Origin of the sequence: Phycicoccus sp. M110.8 (assembly GCF_032464895.1) — a bacterium.
Taxonomy (GTDB): Bacteria; Actinomycetota; Actinomycetes; order Actinomycetales; family Dermatophilaceae; genus Pedococcus.
The window spans coordinates 260,757-278,533 of sequence record NZ_JAWDIC010000004.1 but is presented as its reverse complement, the minus strand read 5'-3'; the positions used below and the strand labels follow the sequence as shown (position 1 = coordinate 278,533).

Genomic DNA, 17,777 nt, shown 5'->3' with positions numbered 1-17,777 from the left:
GTGGCAGCAGCGTGGCGACGGTTCCGCAGGCGTCTGGGCACGGAGGTGGCCCGACCCGACTGGGTCCGCGAGCACCCGCGGGCCCCGTGGGCGGCCGTGCTGGCGGTCTGCCTCGGCGCGTTCATGGGCCAGCTCGACGCCAGCATCGTCGCCCTCGCCTTCCCCCGGATGGGGGCGGACTTCGGCGCGCCCCTGGCGCAGGTCCAGTGGGTGTCGCTGGCCTACCTCGGGGTGCTGGCGGTGGCGCTCGTCCCGGTGGGCCGGTGGTCCGACGCCCGGGGCCGCAAGCTGCTGTACGTCTACGGCTTCGGCCTGTTCACCCTGGCCTCGGCCGCCTGCGGTTTCGCCCCGACCCTGGGGTGGCTGGTCGCCGCCCGGGCGGTCCAGGGCCTGGCCGCTGCGCTGCTGCAGGCCAACAGCGTCGCCCTGGTGGTGCGCAGCGTCGACCGCAGCCGCGTCCGCGCCGCCCTGAGCGTGCAGGCCGCCGCCCAGGCCCTGGGGCTCGCCGCCGGCCCGGCCCTCGGCGGTGTGCTCATCGAGGGCCTCGGCTGGCGGTGGGTGTTCTGGGTCAACGTGCCCATCGGCGCCGTGGCCATCGTCACCGGCCTGCTGCTGCTGCCGCGCAGCCGCGACCTGAGCCGGCGGGAGCGCGGCGACCTCAAGGGCGCAGCCCTGCTCGGGGCGAGCACGGTGCTGGCGCTGTGGGTGCTCGCCCAGCTCGCCGAGCCCCACCCGTTGTGGCTCGCCGTGGGCGTCGCCGCCGTGGCGGCCGTCGCGACCACGACCGCGTTCTGGCAGGTGGAGCAGCGGGTGGAGGCACCTCTCGTCTCCCCCACGCGGGTTCGCGAGTCCGGGATCGGTGCCGGGCTCGTCGGCGCCCTCCTCGGCTATCTCGCGCTCTTCGCCCCCCTGGTCCTGTACCCGCAGGTGTTCCACGAATGGGGCACGGGCGTGGGCCGCGGCGGGCTCGTCCTGACCTGCCTGCCCGTCGGCTTCGCCCTGACCGCCCTCTTCGGGGCGCGCGTCGGCCGGGCGATGGACAACGCGACGCGTGTGCGCCTCGGGGCGCTCGTCGCCGCGGCGAGCGCGGTGCTGCAGTGCCTCACCTGGTCCTCCCCCGCGCTCGTCGCCGCCCTGCTGGTCCTGAGCGGGGCGAGCCTGGGCCTGGTCCTCCCGGCCAACAACGCCATGGTCATGACCGCGATCCCGCCCGAGGCGTCGGCCGTGACGGGCGGCATGATCAACGTCGCCCGCGCGCTGGGGACCTCGGTGGGGGTCGCGCTCGCCGCGCTGGGGGTCCGGATCGGCGAGGCGCGCGGATGGCCCGGGGCGCCACTGGCCCTGGGAGCCCTGGCCGCTGTCTGCCTGCTCCTCGCGCTGACGGCCGGGTCCCGGCACCCGGGCACGTCGCCCGGAGCGCCGGACGGCGTGGGAGCCTGACGCCATGACTGCAGCGGGCCCGGACCTGACCGCGACCTTCGCGGACCTCGTGGCCCGCCTGCGCCGCGCCATGCGCCGTGCCGCCCGCGCGAAGCTCCCGACACTGCCGCTCAGCGTCGCCCAGCTCGAGCTGCTCAGCGTGGTGGAGGAGCGCCCCGGGTCGCGGCCCGGTGAGCTCGCGCTGGCGCTGCGCCTGGCCCCGAACTCGGTGAGCACCCTGGCCAACACGCTGGCCACGGCGGGCATGCTGCAGCGCGCCGCCAGCACGGCGGACAAGCGCGCGGTGGAGTACTCGCTCACGCCTGCCGGCGCGGCCCACGTGGCCTCCTGGCGGCAGGTCAACGGCACGGCACTCGCGGCCGCCGTCGAGGCGCTGCCCGTCGCGGACCAGGAGGTCCTGGGGCGCGCCCTGCCGGTGCTCGACCGGCTCGTGGACCTGCTCGAGGAGCAGACCGACCGCACGGACGACCACCGGGACGGGTGACGCGGGCGCCGGGCGTCCGCGACGATACGGGCATGGGGCCGCAGCGTGTGCTCGTCGTGGACGACGAGCCGGGGATCCGGAAGGTGCTGCGCGCCTACCTCGAGCGTGAGGGGTTCCTCGTCGACGAGGCGTCGGACGGCACGTCGGCCCTGACCTTCTTCGAGCACGGTCCGGGCGCCGCCACCGTCGCCGCCACCCCCGTCGCCGTGCTGCTGGACATCGGGCTCCCCGACCTCGACGGGCTCGAGGTGCTGCGCCGCCTACGGGCGGCCGGCGACGTCTACGTCCTGCTGGTGACCGCACGCGCGGAGGAGGTGGACCGGCTGGTCGGGCTCGGGCTCGGTGCCGACGACTACGTCACCAAGCCCTTCAGCCCGCGCGAGGTCGTCGCCAGGGTCCGTGCCGTCCTGCGTCGACCGCGGCTCCCGGCGGACGAGCCCGCCGTCCTGGCGTTCGACGGGCTCACGGTGGACGAGCAGCGCCGGGAGGTGGTGCGGGACGGCGCGCAGGTCCGGCTGTCGGCCCTGGAGTTCGACCTGCTGCTCCTGTTGGCACGGCACCCCCGGCAGGTGTTCTCCCGCAGGCAGGTGCTGGAGCAGGTGTGGGGCCCGGGCCACGTCGGGGACGAGCGTGTCGTCGACGTGCACGTCCGGAGCCTGCGGCACCGCCTCGGTGACGACGCCGACGACCCGCGCTACATCGGCACGGTGCGCGGTGTCGGCTACCGCTTCCTCGGAGGTGCGTCGTGAGGAGCCTGTCCAGCCGGCTGTTCCTGTCCTACGCCGTCGTGGCCCTGGCAGGGGCGGCCACGACCTTCGTCGTCGTCCGCCTCACGGCCTCCGCCCTCTTCGAGAACCGGGTCGCCGGCATGCAGGGCATGGCGCGCGGCTCGGCCCGGGGCGAGCTGCTGAGCAGCTTCGTCTCGGCCGTGGACCTCGCCATGGTGGTGGGGGCGGTGGCCAGCCTCGTGGTCGCGGCAGTGGCGGCCGCGGTGATCGGCAGGCGCCTGCTGCGGCCGGTCGAGCACGTCCGCGACGCCACCCGGCGGATCGCCCGGGGCGACTACGACCACCGCGTGCCGGAACCGTCCGAGCCCGACCTCGTCCCGCTCGCCCGGGACGTCAACGCGCTCGGTGCGGCCCTCGCCGAGACCGAGGCCCGTCGTGTCCGACTGCTCGGGGACATCGCGCACGAGCTGCGCACGCCCCTCACGGTCATGGAGGGCCAGCTGGAGGGGCTCTCCGACGGCGTCTTCACACCGGGCCCGGAGGTGTACGCCGAGCTCGAGGCCGAGGTGGCGCGGATGCGCCGCCTGGCGGCGGACCTCGGCGAGCTGTCGCGCGTGCAGGAGGGGCGCCTCGAGGTGCGTCGGGAGCCCCTCGACCTGCGGTCGGTGGTCGAGGCGGTCACCTCCCGGCTGGAGCAGTCCCTCGCCGCCGCGGACGTCACCGTGTCGACGAACCTGCCCGCAGCGGCGATGGTGGTGCGCGGGGACGAGCAGCGCCTCGTGCAGGTCCTCACCAACCTCGTGGACAACGCGGTGCGTGCCATGCCGGGTGGCGGCTCGCTGCGGATCGAGGCCGCCGAGAGCGGCGGCCGGGCCCTGCTCACGGTCACGGACACCGGCCGGGGCCTGGCGCCCGAGGAGCTCGAGCGCGTCTTCGAGCGGTTCTGGCGCGGCGGTGCCGGGTCCCCGCGCCGCGACGGTGGCACCGGCATCGGGCTGACGATCAGCCGCGGCATCGCCCGGGCCCTGGACGGCGACCTCACGGCCGCCTCGCCCGGGCCCGGGCGTGGCGCCACCTTCACCCTGTCCCTGCCGGCGCCGTCACCGGCACCAGCCGTGGGTCAGCCTGACCAGCGCATGCCCTGACCGCGGCCACCGTTGCCGTTGGCACCGGGGCCGGGGCCCATGGGGGTCCCGTCGGTGGCGCAGGACCCGTCGCGGGCCATGGTCCCTTGGCCCCTCGCCTGCATTCGGCCGTAACCCGCTGCCCCGGTGGGCAGCTGGCCGTTCACCGCCTTGGTGAACGCCGTCAGGTGGTGCTCGGAACCGGCCAGCAGGGCGCTGACCACCCGGTAGGCGCTGTCGCCGGTGGGCACGGCCAGGGACCGCAGGTCGGCGATGTCCCGCTTCTCCAGCTCCACCCCGACCGCGTATGCCGCCTGGTCCGACGCGGTGCCCCGCGCCAGCCACCGGTCGTAGGCGGCCTGGAGGGCCGGCACGGCATACGTTCCGGCGCTCGTGCCCGCCGCAGCCGGGTCCATCCCGCGCCCGCGCATCAGGGCCTCGACGCTGTCGAGGTGCCGCTGCTCGGCGGTCGCGATGCGGACGAACAGCTGCTCGCCGGAGCTGCTCGCGAGCCGGGTGTACAGGTCCCGGGCCATGCGTTCCTCCTCGCGGAGCTGGGTGAGCTGGCCGGCCGACAGGCCGGTCGTGCCGGCCGACTGGCTGGTCGTGCCGGCACCCGCCGCCTGCGCGGTGGTGGAGTGGGTGAACCCGAGGACGGCCGTCCCGGCGAGGGCGACCGAGAGGGCGGTGGTGGTGATCCTGCGGAGCGTCATTGCGCTCGCCTCCTTCGTTCGGTACCTCCAGTGCACCGAACGCGTGTGTGGCATGAAGGAGGTCGTCCGTGAAGTCTTCGTGAAGGGGCGCGTCAGCCGACGCCGGGTCGGGCGCCGCCGATGGAGGGCGCCATCCGGAACCTGGCCACGACGCCGGACGCGGCGGTGAGGACCGCGACGGCAAGGACGGCCGCCCGGATCCCCCACAGGTCCGCGAGCACGCCCGCGAGCAGCGCCCCCACGGCGAAGCCGCCGTCCCGCCACAGCCGGTAGACGCCGACCGACCGCGCCCGCCAGGCCGGGTGGGCGACGTCGCCGATCACGGCCAGCAGCGTGGGGTAGACCATCGCGGTCCCGGCCCCGAGCAGCGCCGTGGCCAGGAGCCACCAGCCGAAGCTGTCGGCCGCCGCCACCAGTCCGAGGGCCAGCGCCTGCACGAGCATGCCGGCCACGATGAAGCCGCGTCGGCCCCAGCGGTCCGACAGCGCCCCGGTGGCGACCTGGCCGAGGCCCCACACGGCCGGGTACGTCGCGGCCAGCCAGCCGATCCGGCCGACCGACAGCCCTGGCCCGGCGAACAGCACGGGGAACAGCCCCCACGCGAGCCCGTCGTTGAGGTTGTTGACCAGCCCGGCCTGGCTCGCCGCGGACAGCGTCCGGTCGTGCCAGCTGGTCCGGGCGAGGACCTCGCGGTCGGAGAGGTACCCGTCGGACGAAGCCCCCTCGGACGTCCTCTGGCCGGGCCGTGCTCCGCCGTCCGCCACGGCAGAGGAGGCCAGCGCCTCGTGCCGGGCGTGGTGGTGCGTCTCGCGCACGGTCAGGCTGGACAGCCCGAGGCCGAGGGCGGCGAAGGCGATGCCCAGGAGGAACGGCTCGGGGCGCAGGCCGGCGTGGGCCGCGATCCAGCCGGTGGCCAGGGCGGTCACAGCCACCGCGCCGTACCCGGCGGCCTCGTTCAGCCCCATGGCCAGCCCGCGGCGGCCGGGGCCGGCGAGGTCGATCTTCATGACGACGGTGGTCGACCACGTCAGGCCCTGGCTGATGCCGAGCAGGACGTTGGCCGCGACCACCCACCACCAGGTGGGGGCCCAGATCAGCAGCAGCGGCACCGGCACGGCCACGAGCCAGCCCGCGACGAGCACGGGCTTGCGGCCGTGGCGGTCGGACCACGCACCGGCGGCGTAGTTGGCCCCGGCCTTGGACAGGCCGAAGGCGACGATGAACGTGAGGGCCGCGGTGTGGGCGTGCAGGCCGAAGACCTGACCGGCCAGGAGCGGCAGCACCGTGCGCTCCTGGCCGAGCATGCCGCCCACGAGGGCGTTGACGGCGACCAGCAGGGTGAACTGGGCCGCGTTGGCGCGCAGCCCGAGCCTGGGTGCCCGCGGCCCGTCCTGCGCTGCCTCGAGGGCGGCGGGGGACGTCACCGGGTCAGGCGAGGGTGAGGAAGAGCTTCTCCATCGTCGCCTGGTCCTCGGCGTTGATGCCGTCGGGCGACGTCAGGCACTCGCGCATGCCCGAGGAGACGATCGCGAAGCCGGCCCGGTCCAGGGCCCGGTTCACGGCAGCCAGCTGCGTGACGACGTCCTTGCAGTCGCGGCCCTCCTCGATGAGGCGGATGACGCCGCCGATCTGGCCCTGCGCGCGGCGCAGGCGGTTGATGACGGGGGTCATGTCGTCGCTGTTGAGCGTGACCATGGTGGGTCTCCTGGGTTGGTGCGGGGGATTCAGTCGGTGAGGGAGGCCAGCGCTGCGGTGAGCCTCTGGCGCGCGTCGTCGGCGACACCGCCGAGCTCGGCATTGTCGGTGAGGGTGACCATGACCTCAGGGTCCATGGCCTCGACGAGGGTGGTCTCGTCGTCGACCGACCGGACGACGACGTTGCACGGCAGCAGCAGGCCGATGGACGGCTCCGCCGAGAGCGCGGCGTGGGCCAGCGGGGGCCGGCACGCGCCGAGGATGACCTGCGGGGCGATGTCGACGTCGATCTTGGCCTTGAGGGTCGCGGCGAGGTCGATCTCGGTCAGCACGCCGAAACCCTGGTCCGCCAGCGCAGCCCGGGTGGCCTCGAGGGTCGGGGCGAAGGCCTGCGTGACGGTTGCGCTCAGTGCGTAGCCCATGTCGGTGCTCCTTGTCGTCGTCGTTCGGTCTGTGGGGCGAGCCGGTCGCGTCAGGCGGTCTGCTGGGCGGCGACCTGGGCGCGGACGTCGTCCATGTCCAGGCCTCGCACGCCGGCGATCACCTGGTCCAGCGCGGACGCGGGCAGGGCGCCGGGCTGGGCGAAGACCAGGATGCCGTCCCGGAAGGCCATCAGGGTGGGGATCGACGTGATGCTCGCCGCGGCGGCGAGGGCCTGCTCGGCCTCGGTGTCGACCTTGCCGAAGACGATGTCGGGGTTCTGCTCCGAGGCGGCCTCGAAGACGGGCGCGAACTGGCGGCACGGGCCACACCAGGCGGCCCAGAAGTCCACGAGGACGATGTCGTTCCCGGTGATGGTGGTCTCGAAGTTGGCACCGGTGAGGGTCTGGGTGCTCATGTCTCTCTCTCCTGTGTCGGAAGTGTGTGGCCGATACCGGCTGGGGTATGTAACCGAGGTCCACGGGAGAACATTCCCGCTCCTCCAGCTCCTTGCGACCCACCGCGTCCGAGGCATTCGACACGCCGGTCTCGATTTGACTGGAATACCCCCGAGGGTACTACGGTTGCGTCTCGTCGGATACCCCACTAGGTATCTTCCCCCTCACCTGAAGGAGTTCTCCGATGTCCGAGGTCGCCCTCGACAACTTCGCCGCCGCGCACGCGGACGGCGCCACCGTCATCGACGTCCGCGAGCCGGGCGAGTACGTCGGGGGCCACGTCCCCGGTGCCGTCCTCGTGCCGATGGGGCAGCTCCCGTCGCGCGTCTCGGAGCTGGACCGCAGCCGGCCGCTGTACGTCATCTGCGCCAGCGGCAACCGCAGCGGCGCCATGACCGACTACCTGCGCCGTGCCGGGTTCGACGCCTGGTCCGTCGCCGGCGGCACCTCCGCCTGGGCCCGCTCGGGGCGCCCCGTCGTCATGGGCACCCGGCCGCAGGTCGCCTGAGACCCAGGCCCCGACCTCCCGACCCTGAACCTCCACACCCCGAAGGACATCCCATGAACACGGACACGACCGTGAGCACCCCGGTCATCGTGCCGATCGACACCCCGACCCTCGGCGACCGCTCCTACCTCGCGCACGACGGCTCGGTGGGCGTCGTCGTGGACCCCCAGCGCGACATCGACCGGGTCCTCGCCCTCGCAGCGGAGGCGGGCGTCACGATCACGCACGTCTTCGAGACGCACATCCACAACGACTACGTCACCGGCGGACTCGCCCTCGCCAGGGCGACTGGCGCGGCATACCACGTCAACGCGGCCGACGACGTCAGCTACGACCGCACGCCCATCAGCGACGGCGACCTCGTCGAGGTCTCCCCCACCCTGCGCGTACGGGCCATCGCCACCCCGGGCCACACCTACACGCACCTGTCCTACGCGCTGGAGTCCGCGCCCGCGCCGGGCGAGGACTTCGACCCGGTCGGGGTGTTCACCGGCGGTTCGCTCCTCTTCGGCGCCACGGGCCGGCCGGACCTGCTCGGCCACGACCACACCGACGCACTGGTCCACCACCAGTTCGCCTCGGCCCACCGGCTCGCGGACGAGCTCCCCGAGCACACCCACGTGCTGCCGACCCACGGCTTCGGCTCGTTCTGCTCGGCCGGCTCCACCGGGGACACGACCGCGTCGACCATCGGCGCCGAGAAGCGGCAGAACCCTGCCCTGACCCAGGCCGAGGAGAAGTGGGTCGCGGACACCCTCGCCGGGCTCGACGCGTACCCCGCCTACTACGTGCACATGGGACCGGCCAACAGCAGCGGCCCCGGCGCACCCGACCTCGACGCGCCTGCGACCGCCGACAAGGAGACCCTCGCGGCCCGCATCCGGGCCGGCGAGTGGGTCGTGGACCTGCGGACGCGCACCGCGTTCGCCGCCGGGCACGTGACGGGGACGCTCAACTTCGGCCTCGACGGCCAGTTCGCGACCTACCTCGGCTGGCTCATCCCCTGGGGCACCTCCCTGACCCTGCTGGGCGACTCGCCCGAGCAGGTCGCCGAGGCCCAGCGGGAGCTGGTGCGCATCGGCATCGACCGGCTCGAGGGTGCGGCCACCGGCGCCCCTGAGGACTGGACCGACGAGGAGCTCGGAAGCTTCGAGCGCGCCGTGTTCGCCGACCTGGCACAGGTCCGCCACCACCGACGCGTCCAGGTCCTCGACGTCCGCCGCGTCAACGAGTTCGACGAGGGCCACATCGAGGGCGCCGTGAACATCCCCCTGCACCAGCTGCTGGAGCGCCTCGACGAGGTCCCTGCCGGCGAGGTGTGGGTGCACTGCGCCGGCGGCTACCGCGCGTCCATCGCAGCCTCCGTGCTCGCGGCCCGCTCGGTGCCGGTGGTCGCCGTGGACGACAGCTTCGGCGAGAACGCCGCGGCCGCAGGCCTCCCGATGGCCTCGGCCGCCTGACCGGGCACCACGCCCCACCACCACTCGTCCCCACCCACGAACCCTCACCACCACCACCCTCGAAGGAGAACCACCATGTGCCGTCCCGTCAACTGCAAGGTCTGCGGCAAGACCACCTGGGCCGGCTGCGGCCAGCACGTCGACCAGGTCATGGCCGGCGTCCCCCGCGCCGACCGCTGCGCCGGACACAGCGACGCCGAGAAGGCCGCCGCGTCCGGCGGCGGCTTCCTGTCCCGCCTGTTCAGCCGCTGACCGCGCTGCGGGGCCGCCCGGCCCCGCAGCCGCTCGGCAGCCCGTACCACCGGGCAGGGCAACCCCCCTCCGCCGCGCCCGGTCGTGCCCACCCGGCTCCCCCCGGCCGGACCCGTGGGCGCACCACGCCGGGGACAGGGGACATCCCCCCACCCCTGTCCCCGGCACCACCACCAAGGAGTCCTGACATGTCACCGCTCGTCCTGCCCGTCGGGCTGCTCATCGGCCTGTCCCTGGGCGCACTGGGTGGCGGCGGCTCGATCCTCACGGTCCCCGCCCTCGTGTACCTGCTGGGACAGGACCCCAGGCAGGCCACCACCAGCTCGCTGCTGATCGTCGGCATCACCTCGCTGATCGCGCTTCTGCCCCACGCCCGCCGCGGCAACGTCAGGTTCGGGCAGGGGCTGGCCTTCGGCGCCCTAGGCACGGCCGGCTCGGTCGCCGGCTCGGCACTGGCGACCCACGTGCGTCCGGCCGTGCTCCTGTCGGCGTTCGCCGTCCTCATGCTGGTCGTCGCGACCCTCATGCTCCGACGGTCACTGCGTCGGAACGCGTTCGACGACGCCGTCGAGGACGCGACGACCGAGCCCATGCTGACCCTGCGCCCCCTCACGTGCGCCTGCCCGCGCGTCGCCAAGGTCGTCGTGACGGCGACGGCCGTCGGCCTGCTCACCGGCTTCTTCGGCGTGGGCGGCGGCTTCGCCCTCGTCCCGGCCCTCGTGCTCGCCCTGGCCTTCCCCATGCCCGTCGCCGTGGGGACCTCGCTGCTCGTCATCGCCGTCAACAGCGCCACGGCGCTCGGTGCCCGTGCCGGCAGCGGGATGTCGCTGGACTGGGGCGTGATCCTCGCCTTCACCGCGGCTGCGGTCGCCGGCAGCCTCGTGGGCGGCCGTGTCGCGGCCCGGGTCGCGCCGCGGCACCTCACCCGCGCGTTCGCCGTGCTCCTGGTCGCCGTCGCGCTGTACACGGCGGCCCGCAGCGTCCCCAGCCTGTTCTGAGCCGGCGGGCCGCCGTCAGGCGCGGGCGCCCTCCACCCCTGCGGCGCGCCCATCCATCCGGCGCCCCACCCATCCCCCGGCTTCCCCATTCCCCGCTGCCATCCAGCCCGCGCTCCCCCCATCCCCCGCTGCCATCCACCCGACCCGACCACCCTTAAGAACCCGACCCCGCGAAGGACCCATGACCTCCACCACGCCGACCACCACCCCCACCTCCGGCCGCCCGACGGCCCTGGACGCCCCCGCGCTGCGCGAGTGGCTCGAGGGCGACGACGCTCCTCGCCTGCTCGACGTGCGCACGCCGGCCGAGTTCACGACGGCCCACATCCCGGGCTCCTACAACGTCCCGCTGGACCTGCTCCGCGAGCACCGTGAGGAGCTGCGACGCCACCTCGACGAGGACGTGGTCCTCATCTGCCGTTCGGGCGCGAGGGCCGGCCAGGCCGAGGGCCTGCTCACCGCGGCCGGGCCCGGCAACGTGCACGTCCTCACGGGCGGCGTCACGGCCTGGGAGTCCGCCGGCGGCCCGCTGACCCGGGGCGCCCGGACGTGGGAGCTCGAGCGACAGGTGCGGCTCGTGGCCGGCGGCATCGTGCTGACCGGCGTCCTCGCCAGCGTCGTGGCGCCCTGGGCCAAGTGGGTCTCGGCCGCGGTCGGCGGCGGACTGGTCGGCGCAGCGCTCACGGACAGCTGCCTGATGGGCATGGCCCTGTCCCGGCTGCCGTACAACCGCCGCAACAGCCCCGACCTGGCCACCGTGCTCGACGCGCTGCGCGACTGAGGTCGTGACGGTGCCCACCACCACCCTGGCCACGGCTAGTGGTGGTGGGCGCCGTCCTCCTGCCCGTCCCCGGAGCCGTTCATCTGCGAGAGCATCGGGACACCGCCCGTGCGCACGAACCGGATCACCAGCACCGCCGCCAGCGCGAGGAAGACGAGGTTGAGCCACGTCGTGTAGTTCCACGAGAACGCCGCCTCGGCCACCGTCGCCGAGCGCTGGTCGGGCACCAGGCCGAGCGCCTGGAACAGGAGCTCCACGGCATACCCGGTGAGGACCATCGCCAGGTAGAACACTCCGGTGATGCGCAGCGCCGCGGCCGTGCCGTAGTAGCGCCGGTAGATGATCAGGATCGGGATGATGATCAGGTCCGCGAAGATGAAGCTGACCACGCCCCCGAAGCTGATGCCGCCGTTCCACAGGACCGCCGCCAGCGGGACGTTCCCGACGGAGCAGACGAAGCTGACCACCGCCACGAGGGGCCCGGCGACGGGACCCCACAGCGACGCCAGGAGCGGGTTGTCGGTGAGGAAGAACGCCTGCAGCCACGAGACGGGTACCCAGGCGGCCACGACCCCTGCCACGAGCAGGCCCAGGACGATGTCACGGATGACGGAGGCCCAGTCCATGACGAAGTAGTGCGACACGGCCGTGAGACCGTCACGGGAGGTCAGCCGGCGCCACCAGGACCCCTCCCCCTGGACGGACATGTCCATGCCCGCGTGGCCCTCCATCGCACCGGCCCGGCCACGCTCGGCCTCCTCACGGGCCCGGTCCACGATGCGGCCCCGCAGCCACAGCCGGAAGCCGACCGCGACCAGGACGATCATGAGCGGGCCACCGACGAACTCGGCCAGGGTGAACTGCCAGCCCATGAACAGCGCGAGGATGATGCCGAGCTCGAGGACGAGGTTCGTGGAGGCGATCTCGAAGGCCATCGCCGACGCCAGCGACGCACCCTTGACGAACAGGGAGCGGGCCAGGGCGACGGCGGCATACGAGCACGAGGACGAGGCGGCGCCGAGTCCCGTCGCCCAGGCGAGGTTGCGGGGCGAGTCGCCCTCCAGGTACCTGCGCACCACCTCACGGCGAACCACCGCCTGCACCACCCCGGACAGGGTGAAGCCCAGGATGAGCGGCCACAGGATCTGCCAGCCCATGCGGGCCGCCATCACCACGGGTTCCACGATCGTGGCGAGGATCCCGCCGTTGCCGCTCATCGTCGCCGTCCTTCACCGTCGTCCAACAGCTCCACGGGTGGGACCGGCGCGCGCGACCGGAGGGGCGTCTGCGCCCAACCTTTTGATCCCTACCCTCACGTAAGGGTAGGGTGCAGTGCATGGGTCCGCACGCCGACGTCGCTCTGCTGCAGATCGGCGACGTGGCCGAGCGGACCGGCCTGAGCCTTCGGACCATCCGTCACTACGAGGAGGTCGGCCTGCTGCCGGGCACGCAGCGTTCGGCGGGCGGTTTCCGGCTCTACACCGAGGAAGCCGTGGCCCGGCTGCTGCTCATCAAGCGGATGAAGCCGCTGGACTTCTCGCTCGAGGAGATGCGCGACCTCATCGAGCTGCGTGACCGCCTGGCCTCGCCGCGCCTGTCCGCCCGGACGCGCGCGGCGCTGCTCGACCGGCTCGCCGCCTACGAGACGCTCGTGACGCACCAGCTGGGTGTCCTGCGCGAGCGGGTCGACAACGCGGAGGCCTTTGCCGCCCAGCTGCGCGCGGAGCTCCGGGCACCGCACGACACCCCGCGTCAGCGCTGACGCCCCACCCCGCCGACGTCCCCTACGTCTCCGAAGTCCCCGACGTCCTCGACGTGCTGGACGTCCACCCCGGACCGACGACGTTCCGCCTCTTCCCCGCCTCTCCGCACACCTCTGGAGCACCTCCGTGCCTGCCACACCCCCCACCCCCGTCCCGGCCCCTGACGACGCACCCCACGTCGTGGCCGAGCCCGTCTTCGCGCACGAGCGGGAGGTCACGTCCGTGCGCGCCGCCCTGCGCTCCCCCGCCCGGCTGCGCACCGAGGTGCTCGGCGGACTGGTCGTCGCCCTGGCCCTCATCCCCGAGGCGATCTCGTTCTCGATCATCGCGGGGGTCGACCCGCGGGTCGGGCTGTTCGCCTCGTTCACGATGGCGGTCTCCATCGCGTTCCTCGGCGGCCGTCCCGCGATGATCTCCGCGGCCACGGGCGCGGTGGCCCTGGTGATCGCGCCGGTGGTGCGGGAGCACGGGCTCGACTACCTGGTGGCGACCGTGCTCCTCGCCGGCGTCATCCAAGTCGCGCTCGGGCTGCTCGGCGTCGCGCGCCTCATGCGCTTCGTGCCGCGCTCGGTGATGGTGGGCTTCGTCAACGCGCTGGCCATCCTCATCTTCCTCGCCCAGCTGCCGCACCTCGTGGGGGTGCCGTGGGCCGTTTATCCGCTGGTCGTGGTGGGCATCGCCGTGATGGTCCTGCTGCCCCGCCTGACGACGGTCGTCCCGGCACCGCTCGTGGCGATCCTGGCCCTCACGGCATTCACGGTCGGCACCTCGCTGGCGGTCCCCACGGTCGGCGACGAGGGTCGGCTCCCCGACAGCCTGCCGAGCCTGGCGCTTCCGCACGTGCCCCTGAACCTGCACACCCTGTCCGTCATCGGTCCGTACGCCCTCGGCATGGCCCTCGTCGGTCTCATGGAGTCGCTCATGACCGCCAAGCTCGTCGACGACGTCACCGACACCCACTCCTCCAAGACCCGTGAGGCCTGGGGACAGGGCGCCGCCAACATCGTCACGGGCTTCTTCGGCGGCATGGGCGGCTGCGCGATGATCGGCCAGACGATGATCAACGTGAAGGGGTCCGGCGCGCGGACGCGGATCTCCACCTTCCTCGCGGGCGCCTTCCTCCTCGTGCTCGTCGTCGGTCTCGGCGACCTCGTGGGCACCATCCCGATGGCGGCCCTGGTCGCCGTGATGGTCATGGTCTCGGTGGGGACGTTCGACTGGCACAGCATCCGGCCGGCCACCCTGCGCCGTATGCCGCGCAGCGAGACCGCGGTCATGGTGTCGACCGTCGTGGTCGTGGTCCTCACCCACAACCTGGCGATCGGGGTGGTCGTCGGCGTCCTCGTGGCGATGGTCCTGTTCGCCCGCCGGGTCGCGCACTTCACCTCGGTCGTCGAGGTCGCGCACCCGGACCCGCAGACCAAGGTGTATGCCGTGGTGGGCGAGCTCTTCTTCGCCTCGAGCAACGACCTGGTCACCCAGTTCGACTACGTCGGCGACCCGGACAACGTCGTGATCGACCTGTCCCGCTCGCACGTGTGGGACGCCTCCTCGGTGGCCACCCTCGACGCCGTCACGAGCAAGTACCGCAGCAAGGGCAAGGACGTCACCATCACCGGTCTGAACGCCTCCAGCCAGGAGCGGCACGACCGCCTCGCGGGCCACGTCGCCGGCGCCCACTGACCCGAGCAGGGCTTCCCTCGCAGCCCCGCGGCCTCCCTTGGCCGCACCACGGCCCCCGCCGGCGTCGTGCCGGCGGGGGCCGTGGCGGTCGGGTTCGCCCCGGTCCGCTCCCGCGGAGTGCGGGAGACGGGAGCCTGGAGGCGGGAGTCGGGAGTCGGTCAGGCGAGCGGCTTGGCCGCCTGGACGAACTCGTTGGTGTAGGTCTTGGACAGGTCGATGGTCTTGCCCTTGACCTTGGGGTTGAACTCGCCCAGGACGGCCAGGCAGGTGGACGGTCCGTCGGCCGGCATCAGCCCGGTGGGGTTGAAGATGCCCTTCTCGCTGTCCAGCGCCTTGACGTACGCGTCCTTGCCGACGCCCTTGTAGTAGTCGGCCGGCATCTGGTCGGCGATCTCGGCGGCCGAGTGACCCTGGATCCAGGCCAGCGTCGAGACGTAGGCGTTGACGAGCTTCTGGACGGTGTCCTTGTGGGCGTCCACCCAGCTCGTCTGCATGTAGAGCGAGGTCGCCGGGTAGGTGCCGCCGAGGGCCGCCTTGGAGCCCTCTGCCGTGCGCATGTCCAGCAGGATGAATGCCGTGCCGTCGCCGACCGCCTGGGACACCGTCGGCTCGGTGGTCATGCCGCAGTCGATCGCCTTCTGCTTCATGGCCGCGATGAAGGTCTGGCCGGCGCCCACGCCGCGACGGGTCTCCTGGCTCGGGTCGACCCCGTTCTTCTTGCTGAGGTACTGGGTCAGGAAGTCGGTCGAGGAGCCGGTGTCGGTGATGCCGAGCTGGCGGCCCTTGAAGTCGGCCGGGCTCTTGACCTTGCCCTTGAGATCGCTGCGGCACAGCTCGACCTCGCCGGGGATCTGCAGCATGGAGACGACGGCCTCGGACGACTTGCCCTGCGCCTGCAGGGCGATGTTGTGGTCGTAGAAGCCACCGACGCCCTGCACCTGGCCGGCGAGCATGTTCTCGGTGGCGTCGCCGCCGGCGGGCTCGTCGACGAGGTTCACGTTGACGCCGGCCTTGTCGTAGTAGCCGAGCTGCTTGGCGAGCATGAACGGCAGGTAGATCTGCTTGCTCATGCCGCCGACCATGATGGTGACGGTCGGTGCCGAGGCGTCCTTGGCGCCTCCTGCCGAGCTGCTGGACGAGCCGGCGGAGCCGCCGGACGTGCTGCCCGAGGCGTTGTTGGCGCAGGCCGCCAGCGAGACGCTGGCCAGGGCTGCCGTGGCGACGGCAGCGAGACGCTTGGTGTTCATGCACTCTCCTTTGAGTTGCAGTACGTGGGTGGTTCGCAGTGATGACGTGGTGCGGTGATGCGTTCGTCGAGGTGTGCCGGCCCTCCCGGCGGCGTCGTCACTCGATGGCCGCTCCCCCGTGCGCCTGCGGCGGGCGCCAGCGCAGCAGCCGGCGCTCGAGGACGGTGATCAGCCCCTCGGCGGTCAGCGCGATGACGGCGACGAGGACCATGCCGGCGAGGACGCCGTTCATGTCGAAGTTGTTCTGCGAGGAGCGGATCAGCAGGCCCAGTCCCTTGTTGGCGCCGAGGATCTCGCCGACGAGGGCGCCGATGAGGGCGAAGCCGAAGCTGATGTGCAGGCTCGCGAGGATCCAGGTGAACGCCGACGGCAGGACGACGTCCCTGGCCACCTGCCAGCGGGTCGCGCCGAGCAGGCGTGCGTTGGCGATGAGGTTGCGGTCGACCTCGCGGGCGCCCTGGAAGGCGTTGAAGAAGACGCCGAAGAACACCAGGACCACGGCCAGGATCACCTTGGACTGGATGCCGAAGCCGAAGGCCACGGTGAAGATCGAGCCGAGGATGATGCGCGGGATCGAGTTGGCCGCCTTGAGGAACGGCGCGAACAGCTCGGAGAGCAGCTGCACCCGACCCAGGGCGATCCCCAGGACGATGCCGAGCACCGAGCCGATGACGAAACCGAGCACCGCCTCCTCAAGGGTCGTCACGACCTGCTCGCCGAGTGAGCCCTGGCTCGTCCCGACGGTCACCCAGTCGCGCAGGTCGGCCCAGACCCCGGACGGCTCGCCCCAGAAGAAGGGGTCGACGACCTTGGCGTGCACGAGCAGCTGCCAGGCGGTGAGCGCGACGACGACGATGGCCGTCCGCGCCCCGGCCAGCACCAGGCGGCGGCGTCGCGCCGCCTGCCGCGGGGACGAGGCGGTCCGCACGGCGGCGTCGGCTGCGGGGGTCCGGGCCTGGTCCGCCCGAAGCGTCTGGGAGAGTGCGCTGTCCGCCGCGCCGGCGCTGTCGTGGGCCGTGTCGATCATGACGCCACCGCCACCGCGCGCGTGGTGCGGGCGTACGCCTCTTCGACCTCGGCCCGCAGCGCCTCCCAGATCTGCTCGTACAGCCGCACGAACCTCGTGTCGAACCGGATCTCCTGCACGACCCGCGGGCGCGGCAGGTCGATCTCGAACTCGGCCTTGACCGTGCCGGGGCCGGCGGTGAGGACGACGACCTTGTCCGCGAGGGCGATCGCCTCCTCCAGGTCGTGCGTGACGAAGACGACGGCCGGGCGGGTCTGGTCCCAGAGCTGGAGCAGCTCGGTCGACATGATCGCCCGCGTCTGCACATCGAGGGCCGAGAACGGCTCGTCCATGAGCAGGATCCGCGGCTGGTTGATGAGCGTCTGCGCGAGGGCCACGCGCTTGCGCATGCCCCCGGAGAGCTGGTGCGGGTACCGGTCCTCGAACCCGCTGAGGCCCACGCGGCGCAGCCAGTCCCGCGACTGGCCGAGCGCCTCCGACCTCGACACCCCGCGGTAGACGGGACCGGCGCTGACGTTGTCCAGCACCGTCCGCCAGGGGAACACCGCGTCCTGCTGGAAGACGAACCCGGTGCCGACGCCGATCCCGCGGACCGGCTCGCCGTGGACGAACGCCTCCCCCCTCGACGGACGCTCGAGGCCGGAGACCAGGGTGAGGGTGGTCGACTTGCCGCAGCCGGTGGGTCCGACGACGGCGCAGAACTGGCCGTCCTCGACCGTCAGCGACAGGTCCTGCAGGGCGGTGTACGTCCCGCCGTCCGATGTCGCGAACTTCTTGGTGACGTTCCGCAGCTCGATGGCCGCCATGGGGAGATCCCTTCTCGTCGTTGAGTTGCGTCACCGTAGGAAGGGGGCCGTGGCAGCCGGAAGCGTTGTGAACGTTGCGACCGATACCCGCGATAGCAATGGTTTTGTGCAATCTGCTCAGCCATGCTGGTCCCGGCGCCACCGAGGACGCCGGGCGCCACCGTCGGCGCCACCGCGAGGACGGGAGAGG

General features: G+C 72.8%; 20 protein-coding genes. 11 read left to right on the top strand and 9 right to left on the bottom strand.

The features are described from left to right. From RKE38_RS16730 to RKE38_RS16715, 4 genes are read left to right on the top strand one after another with little or no spacing between them, the layout of a single operon-like run. A complete protein-coding gene (locus tag RKE38_RS16730; protein WP_316008600.1) occupies window positions 1-1,440 on the top strand; it encodes an MFS transporter in 1,440 nt (479 codons plus the stop codon). 4 nt (window positions 1,441-1,444) lie between these two features. Beyond that, window positions 1,445-1,924, top strand: coding sequence for a MarR family winged helix-turn-helix transcriptional regulator (locus RKE38_RS16725; RefSeq protein ID WP_316008599.1), 480 nt, complete (start codon window positions 1,445-1,447; stop codon window positions 1,922-1,924). 32 nt (window positions 1,925-1,956) lie between these two features. Next, window positions 1,957-2,673, top strand: coding sequence for a response regulator transcription factor (locus tag RKE38_RS16720; protein ID WP_316008598.1), 717 nt, complete (start codon window positions 1,957-1,959; stop codon window positions 2,671-2,673). Further along, window positions 2,670-3,797 carry a sensor histidine kinase gene (locus RKE38_RS16715; RefSeq protein ID WP_316008597.1) on the top strand — a complete coding sequence of 376 codons (1,128 nt, stop codon included), beginning with the start codon at window positions 2,670-2,672 and terminating at the stop codon, window positions 3,795-3,797. Before RKE38_RS16720 ends, RKE38_RS16715 begins: the two co-directional genes overlap by 4 nt. Here the strand turns inward: RKE38_RS16715 and RKE38_RS16710 are convergent. The 5 genes from RKE38_RS16710 to trxA all read right to left on the bottom strand — a co-directional run bounded on the left by RKE38_RS16710 (window position 3,773) and on the right by trxA (window position 7,022). Then, window positions 3,773-4,489, bottom strand: a complete 717-nt coding sequence (locus tag RKE38_RS16710; protein ID WP_316008596.1) for a DUF2202 domain-containing protein — start codon at window positions 4,487-4,489, stop codon at window positions 3,773-3,775. The two genes, RKE38_RS16715 and RKE38_RS16710, sit on opposite strands and share 25 nt — an antisense overlap. A gap of 92 nt (window positions 4,490-4,581) precedes the next feature. Further along, window positions 4,582-5,913, bottom strand: coding sequence for an MFS transporter (locus RKE38_RS16705; protein WP_316008595.1), 1,332 nt, complete (start codon window positions 5,911-5,913; stop codon window positions 4,582-4,584). 4 nt (window positions 5,914-5,917) lie between these two features. Next, entirely contained in the window at window positions 5,918-6,184 is a 267-nt protein-coding gene (locus tag RKE38_RS16700; protein ID WP_310156491.1) for a metal-sensitive transcriptional regulator, read from the bottom strand. Window positions 6,185-6,213: 29 nt separating this feature from the next. Continuing rightward, window positions 6,214-6,606, bottom strand: a complete 393-nt coding sequence (locus RKE38_RS16695; RefSeq protein WP_316008594.1) for a DUF302 domain-containing protein — start codon at window positions 6,604-6,606, stop codon at window positions 6,214-6,216. A 50-nt stretch (window positions 6,607-6,656) separates the two neighbouring features. Continuing rightward, window positions 6,657-7,022 carry a thioredoxin gene (gene trxA, locus RKE38_RS16690; protein ID WP_316008593.1) on the bottom strand — a complete coding sequence of 122 codons (366 nt, stop codon included), beginning with the start codon at window positions 7,020-7,022 and terminating at the stop codon, window positions 6,657-6,659. A 224-nt stretch (window positions 7,023-7,246) separates the two neighbouring features. Between trxA and RKE38_RS16685 the strand changes: the two genes are divergently transcribed. From RKE38_RS16685 to RKE38_RS16665, 5 genes are all read left to right on the top strand, one after another. Then, window positions 7,247-7,570 (top strand): rhodanese-like domain-containing protein, encoded by a 324-nt coding sequence (locus tag RKE38_RS16685; protein WP_316008592.1) that lies wholly within the window; start codon window positions 7,247-7,249, stop codon window positions 7,568-7,570. A gap of 53 nt (window positions 7,571-7,623) precedes the next feature. Further along, window positions 7,624-9,030: an MBL fold metallo-hydrolase gene (locus RKE38_RS16680; protein WP_316008591.1), complete on the top strand. Its 1,407-nt coding sequence runs from the start codon at window positions 7,624-7,626 to the stop codon at window positions 9,028-9,030. 75 nt (window positions 9,031-9,105) lie between these two features. Then, on the top strand, window positions 9,106-9,282 hold the full coding sequence (locus RKE38_RS16675) for a hypothetical protein (RefSeq protein ID WP_310156482.1): 177 nt from the start codon (window positions 9,106-9,108) through the stop codon (window positions 9,280-9,282). Window positions 9,283-9,470: 188 nt separating this feature from the next. Beyond that, a complete protein-coding gene (locus RKE38_RS16670; protein ID WP_316008590.1) occupies window positions 9,471-10,280 on the top strand; it encodes a sulfite exporter TauE/SafE family protein in 810 nt (269 codons plus the stop codon). Window positions 10,281-10,461: 181 nt separating this feature from the next. Continuing rightward, a complete protein-coding gene (locus tag RKE38_RS16665; protein ID WP_316008589.1) occupies window positions 10,462-11,061 on the top strand; it encodes a rhodanese-like domain-containing protein in 600 nt (199 codons plus the stop codon). Window positions 11,062-11,096: 35 nt separating this feature from the next. Here RKE38_RS16665 and RKE38_RS16660 read toward each other — a convergent pair whose 3' ends face one another. After that, the gene (locus RKE38_RS16660) at window positions 11,097-12,278 is read right to left on the bottom strand and encodes a permease (RefSeq protein WP_316008588.1); all 1,182 of its coding nucleotides are present in this window, start codon (window positions 12,276-12,278) and stop codon (window positions 11,097-11,099) included. Window positions 12,279-12,397: 119 nt separating this feature from the next. On the opposite strand from RKE38_RS16660, the gene RKE38_RS16655 reads away from it, so the two are divergent. Beyond that, the gene (locus RKE38_RS16655) at window positions 12,398-12,823 is read left to right on the top strand and encodes a MerR family transcriptional regulator (RefSeq protein ID WP_316008587.1); all 426 of its coding nucleotides are present in this window, start codon (window positions 12,398-12,400) and stop codon (window positions 12,821-12,823) included. Between the two features lie 127 nt (window positions 12,824-12,950). Further along, a complete protein-coding gene (locus tag RKE38_RS16650; protein WP_410055476.1) occupies window positions 12,951-14,507 on the top strand; it encodes a SulP family inorganic anion transporter in 1,557 nt (518 codons plus the stop codon). Window positions 14,508-14,665: 158 nt separating this feature from the next. On the opposite strand, the gene RKE38_RS16645 is transcribed toward RKE38_RS16650, so the two are convergent. The 3 genes from RKE38_RS16645 to RKE38_RS16635 all read right to left on the bottom strand — a co-directional run bounded on the left by RKE38_RS16645 (window position 14,666) and on the right by RKE38_RS16635 (window position 17,587). Next, window positions 14,666-15,754 carry an ABC transporter substrate-binding protein gene (locus RKE38_RS16645; protein ID WP_316008586.1) on the bottom strand — a complete coding sequence of 363 codons (1,089 nt, stop codon included), beginning with the start codon at window positions 15,752-15,754 and terminating at the stop codon, window positions 14,666-14,668. A gap of 97 nt (window positions 15,755-15,851) precedes the next feature. Next, the gene (locus RKE38_RS16640) at window positions 15,852-16,781 is read right to left on the bottom strand and encodes an ABC transporter permease (RefSeq protein WP_316008585.1); all 930 of its coding nucleotides are present in this window, start codon (window positions 16,779-16,781) and stop codon (window positions 15,852-15,854) included. Beyond that, a complete protein-coding gene (locus tag RKE38_RS16635) occupies window positions 16,778-17,587 on the bottom strand; it encodes an ABC transporter ATP-binding protein (protein ID WP_316008584.1) in 810 nt (269 codons plus the stop codon). The genes RKE38_RS16640 and RKE38_RS16635 overlap by 4 nt, the downstream gene beginning before the upstream one ends. Window positions 17,588-17,777: the final 190 nt, after the last annotated feature.

What these genes read in the sequence shown, in the direction of transcription:
- RKE38_RS16725 (WP_316008599.1), top strand. Translation starts at nt 1,445, where the DNA reads ATGACTGCAGCGGGCCCGGACCTGACCGCGACCTTCGCGGACCTCGTG.
- RKE38_RS16720 (WP_316008598.1), top strand. Translation starts at nt 1,957, where the DNA reads ATGGGGCCGCAGCGTGTGCTCGTCGTGGACGACGAGCCGGGGATCCGG.
- RKE38_RS16710 (WP_316008596.1), bottom strand. Translation starts at nt 4,489, where the DNA reads ATGACGCTCCGCAGGATCACCACCACCGCCCTCTCGGTCGCCCTCGCC.
- RKE38_RS16700 (WP_310156491.1), bottom strand. Translation starts at nt 6,184, where the DNA reads ATGGTCACGCTCAACAGCGACGACATGACCCCCGTCATCAACCGCCTG.
- RKE38_RS16695 (WP_316008594.1), bottom strand. Translation starts at nt 6,606, where the DNA reads ATGGGCTACGCACTGAGCGCAACCGTCACGCAGGCCTTCGCCCCGACC.
- trxA (WP_316008593.1), bottom strand. Translation starts at nt 7,022, where the DNA reads ATGAGCACCCAGACCCTCACCGGTGCCAACTTCGAGACCACCATCACC.
- RKE38_RS16685 (WP_316008592.1), top strand. Translation starts at nt 7,247, where the DNA reads ATGTCCGAGGTCGCCCTCGACAACTTCGCCGCCGCGCACGCGGACGGC.
- RKE38_RS16680 (WP_316008591.1), top strand. Translation starts at nt 7,624, where the DNA reads ATGAACACGGACACGACCGTGAGCACCCCGGTCATCGTGCCGATCGAC.
- RKE38_RS16675 (WP_310156482.1), top strand. Translation starts at nt 9,106, where the DNA reads ATGTGCCGTCCCGTCAACTGCAAGGTCTGCGGCAAGACCACCTGGGCC.
- RKE38_RS16670 (WP_316008590.1), top strand. Translation starts at nt 9,471, where the DNA reads ATGTCACCGCTCGTCCTGCCCGTCGGGCTGCTCATCGGCCTGTCCCTG.
- RKE38_RS16665 (WP_316008589.1), top strand. Translation starts at nt 10,462, where the DNA reads ATGACCTCCACCACGCCGACCACCACCCCCACCTCCGGCCGCCCGACG.
- RKE38_RS16660 (WP_316008588.1), bottom strand. Translation starts at nt 12,278, where the DNA reads ATGAGCGGCAACGGCGGGATCCTCGCCACGATCGTGGAACCCGTGGTG.
- RKE38_RS16655 (WP_316008587.1), top strand. Translation starts at nt 12,398, where the DNA reads ATGGGTCCGCACGCCGACGTCGCTCTGCTGCAGATCGGCGACGTGGCC.
- RKE38_RS16645 (WP_316008586.1), bottom strand. Translation starts at nt 15,754, where the DNA reads ATGAACACCAAGCGTCTCGCTGCCGTCGCCACGGCAGCCCTGGCCAGC.
- RKE38_RS16640 (WP_316008585.1), bottom strand. Translation starts at nt 16,781, where the DNA reads ATGATCGACACGGCCCACGACAGCGCCGGCGCGGCGGACAGCGCACTC.
- RKE38_RS16635 (WP_316008584.1), bottom strand. Translation starts at nt 17,587, where the DNA reads ATGGCGGCCATCGAGCTGCGGAACGTCACCAAGAAGTTCGCGACATCG.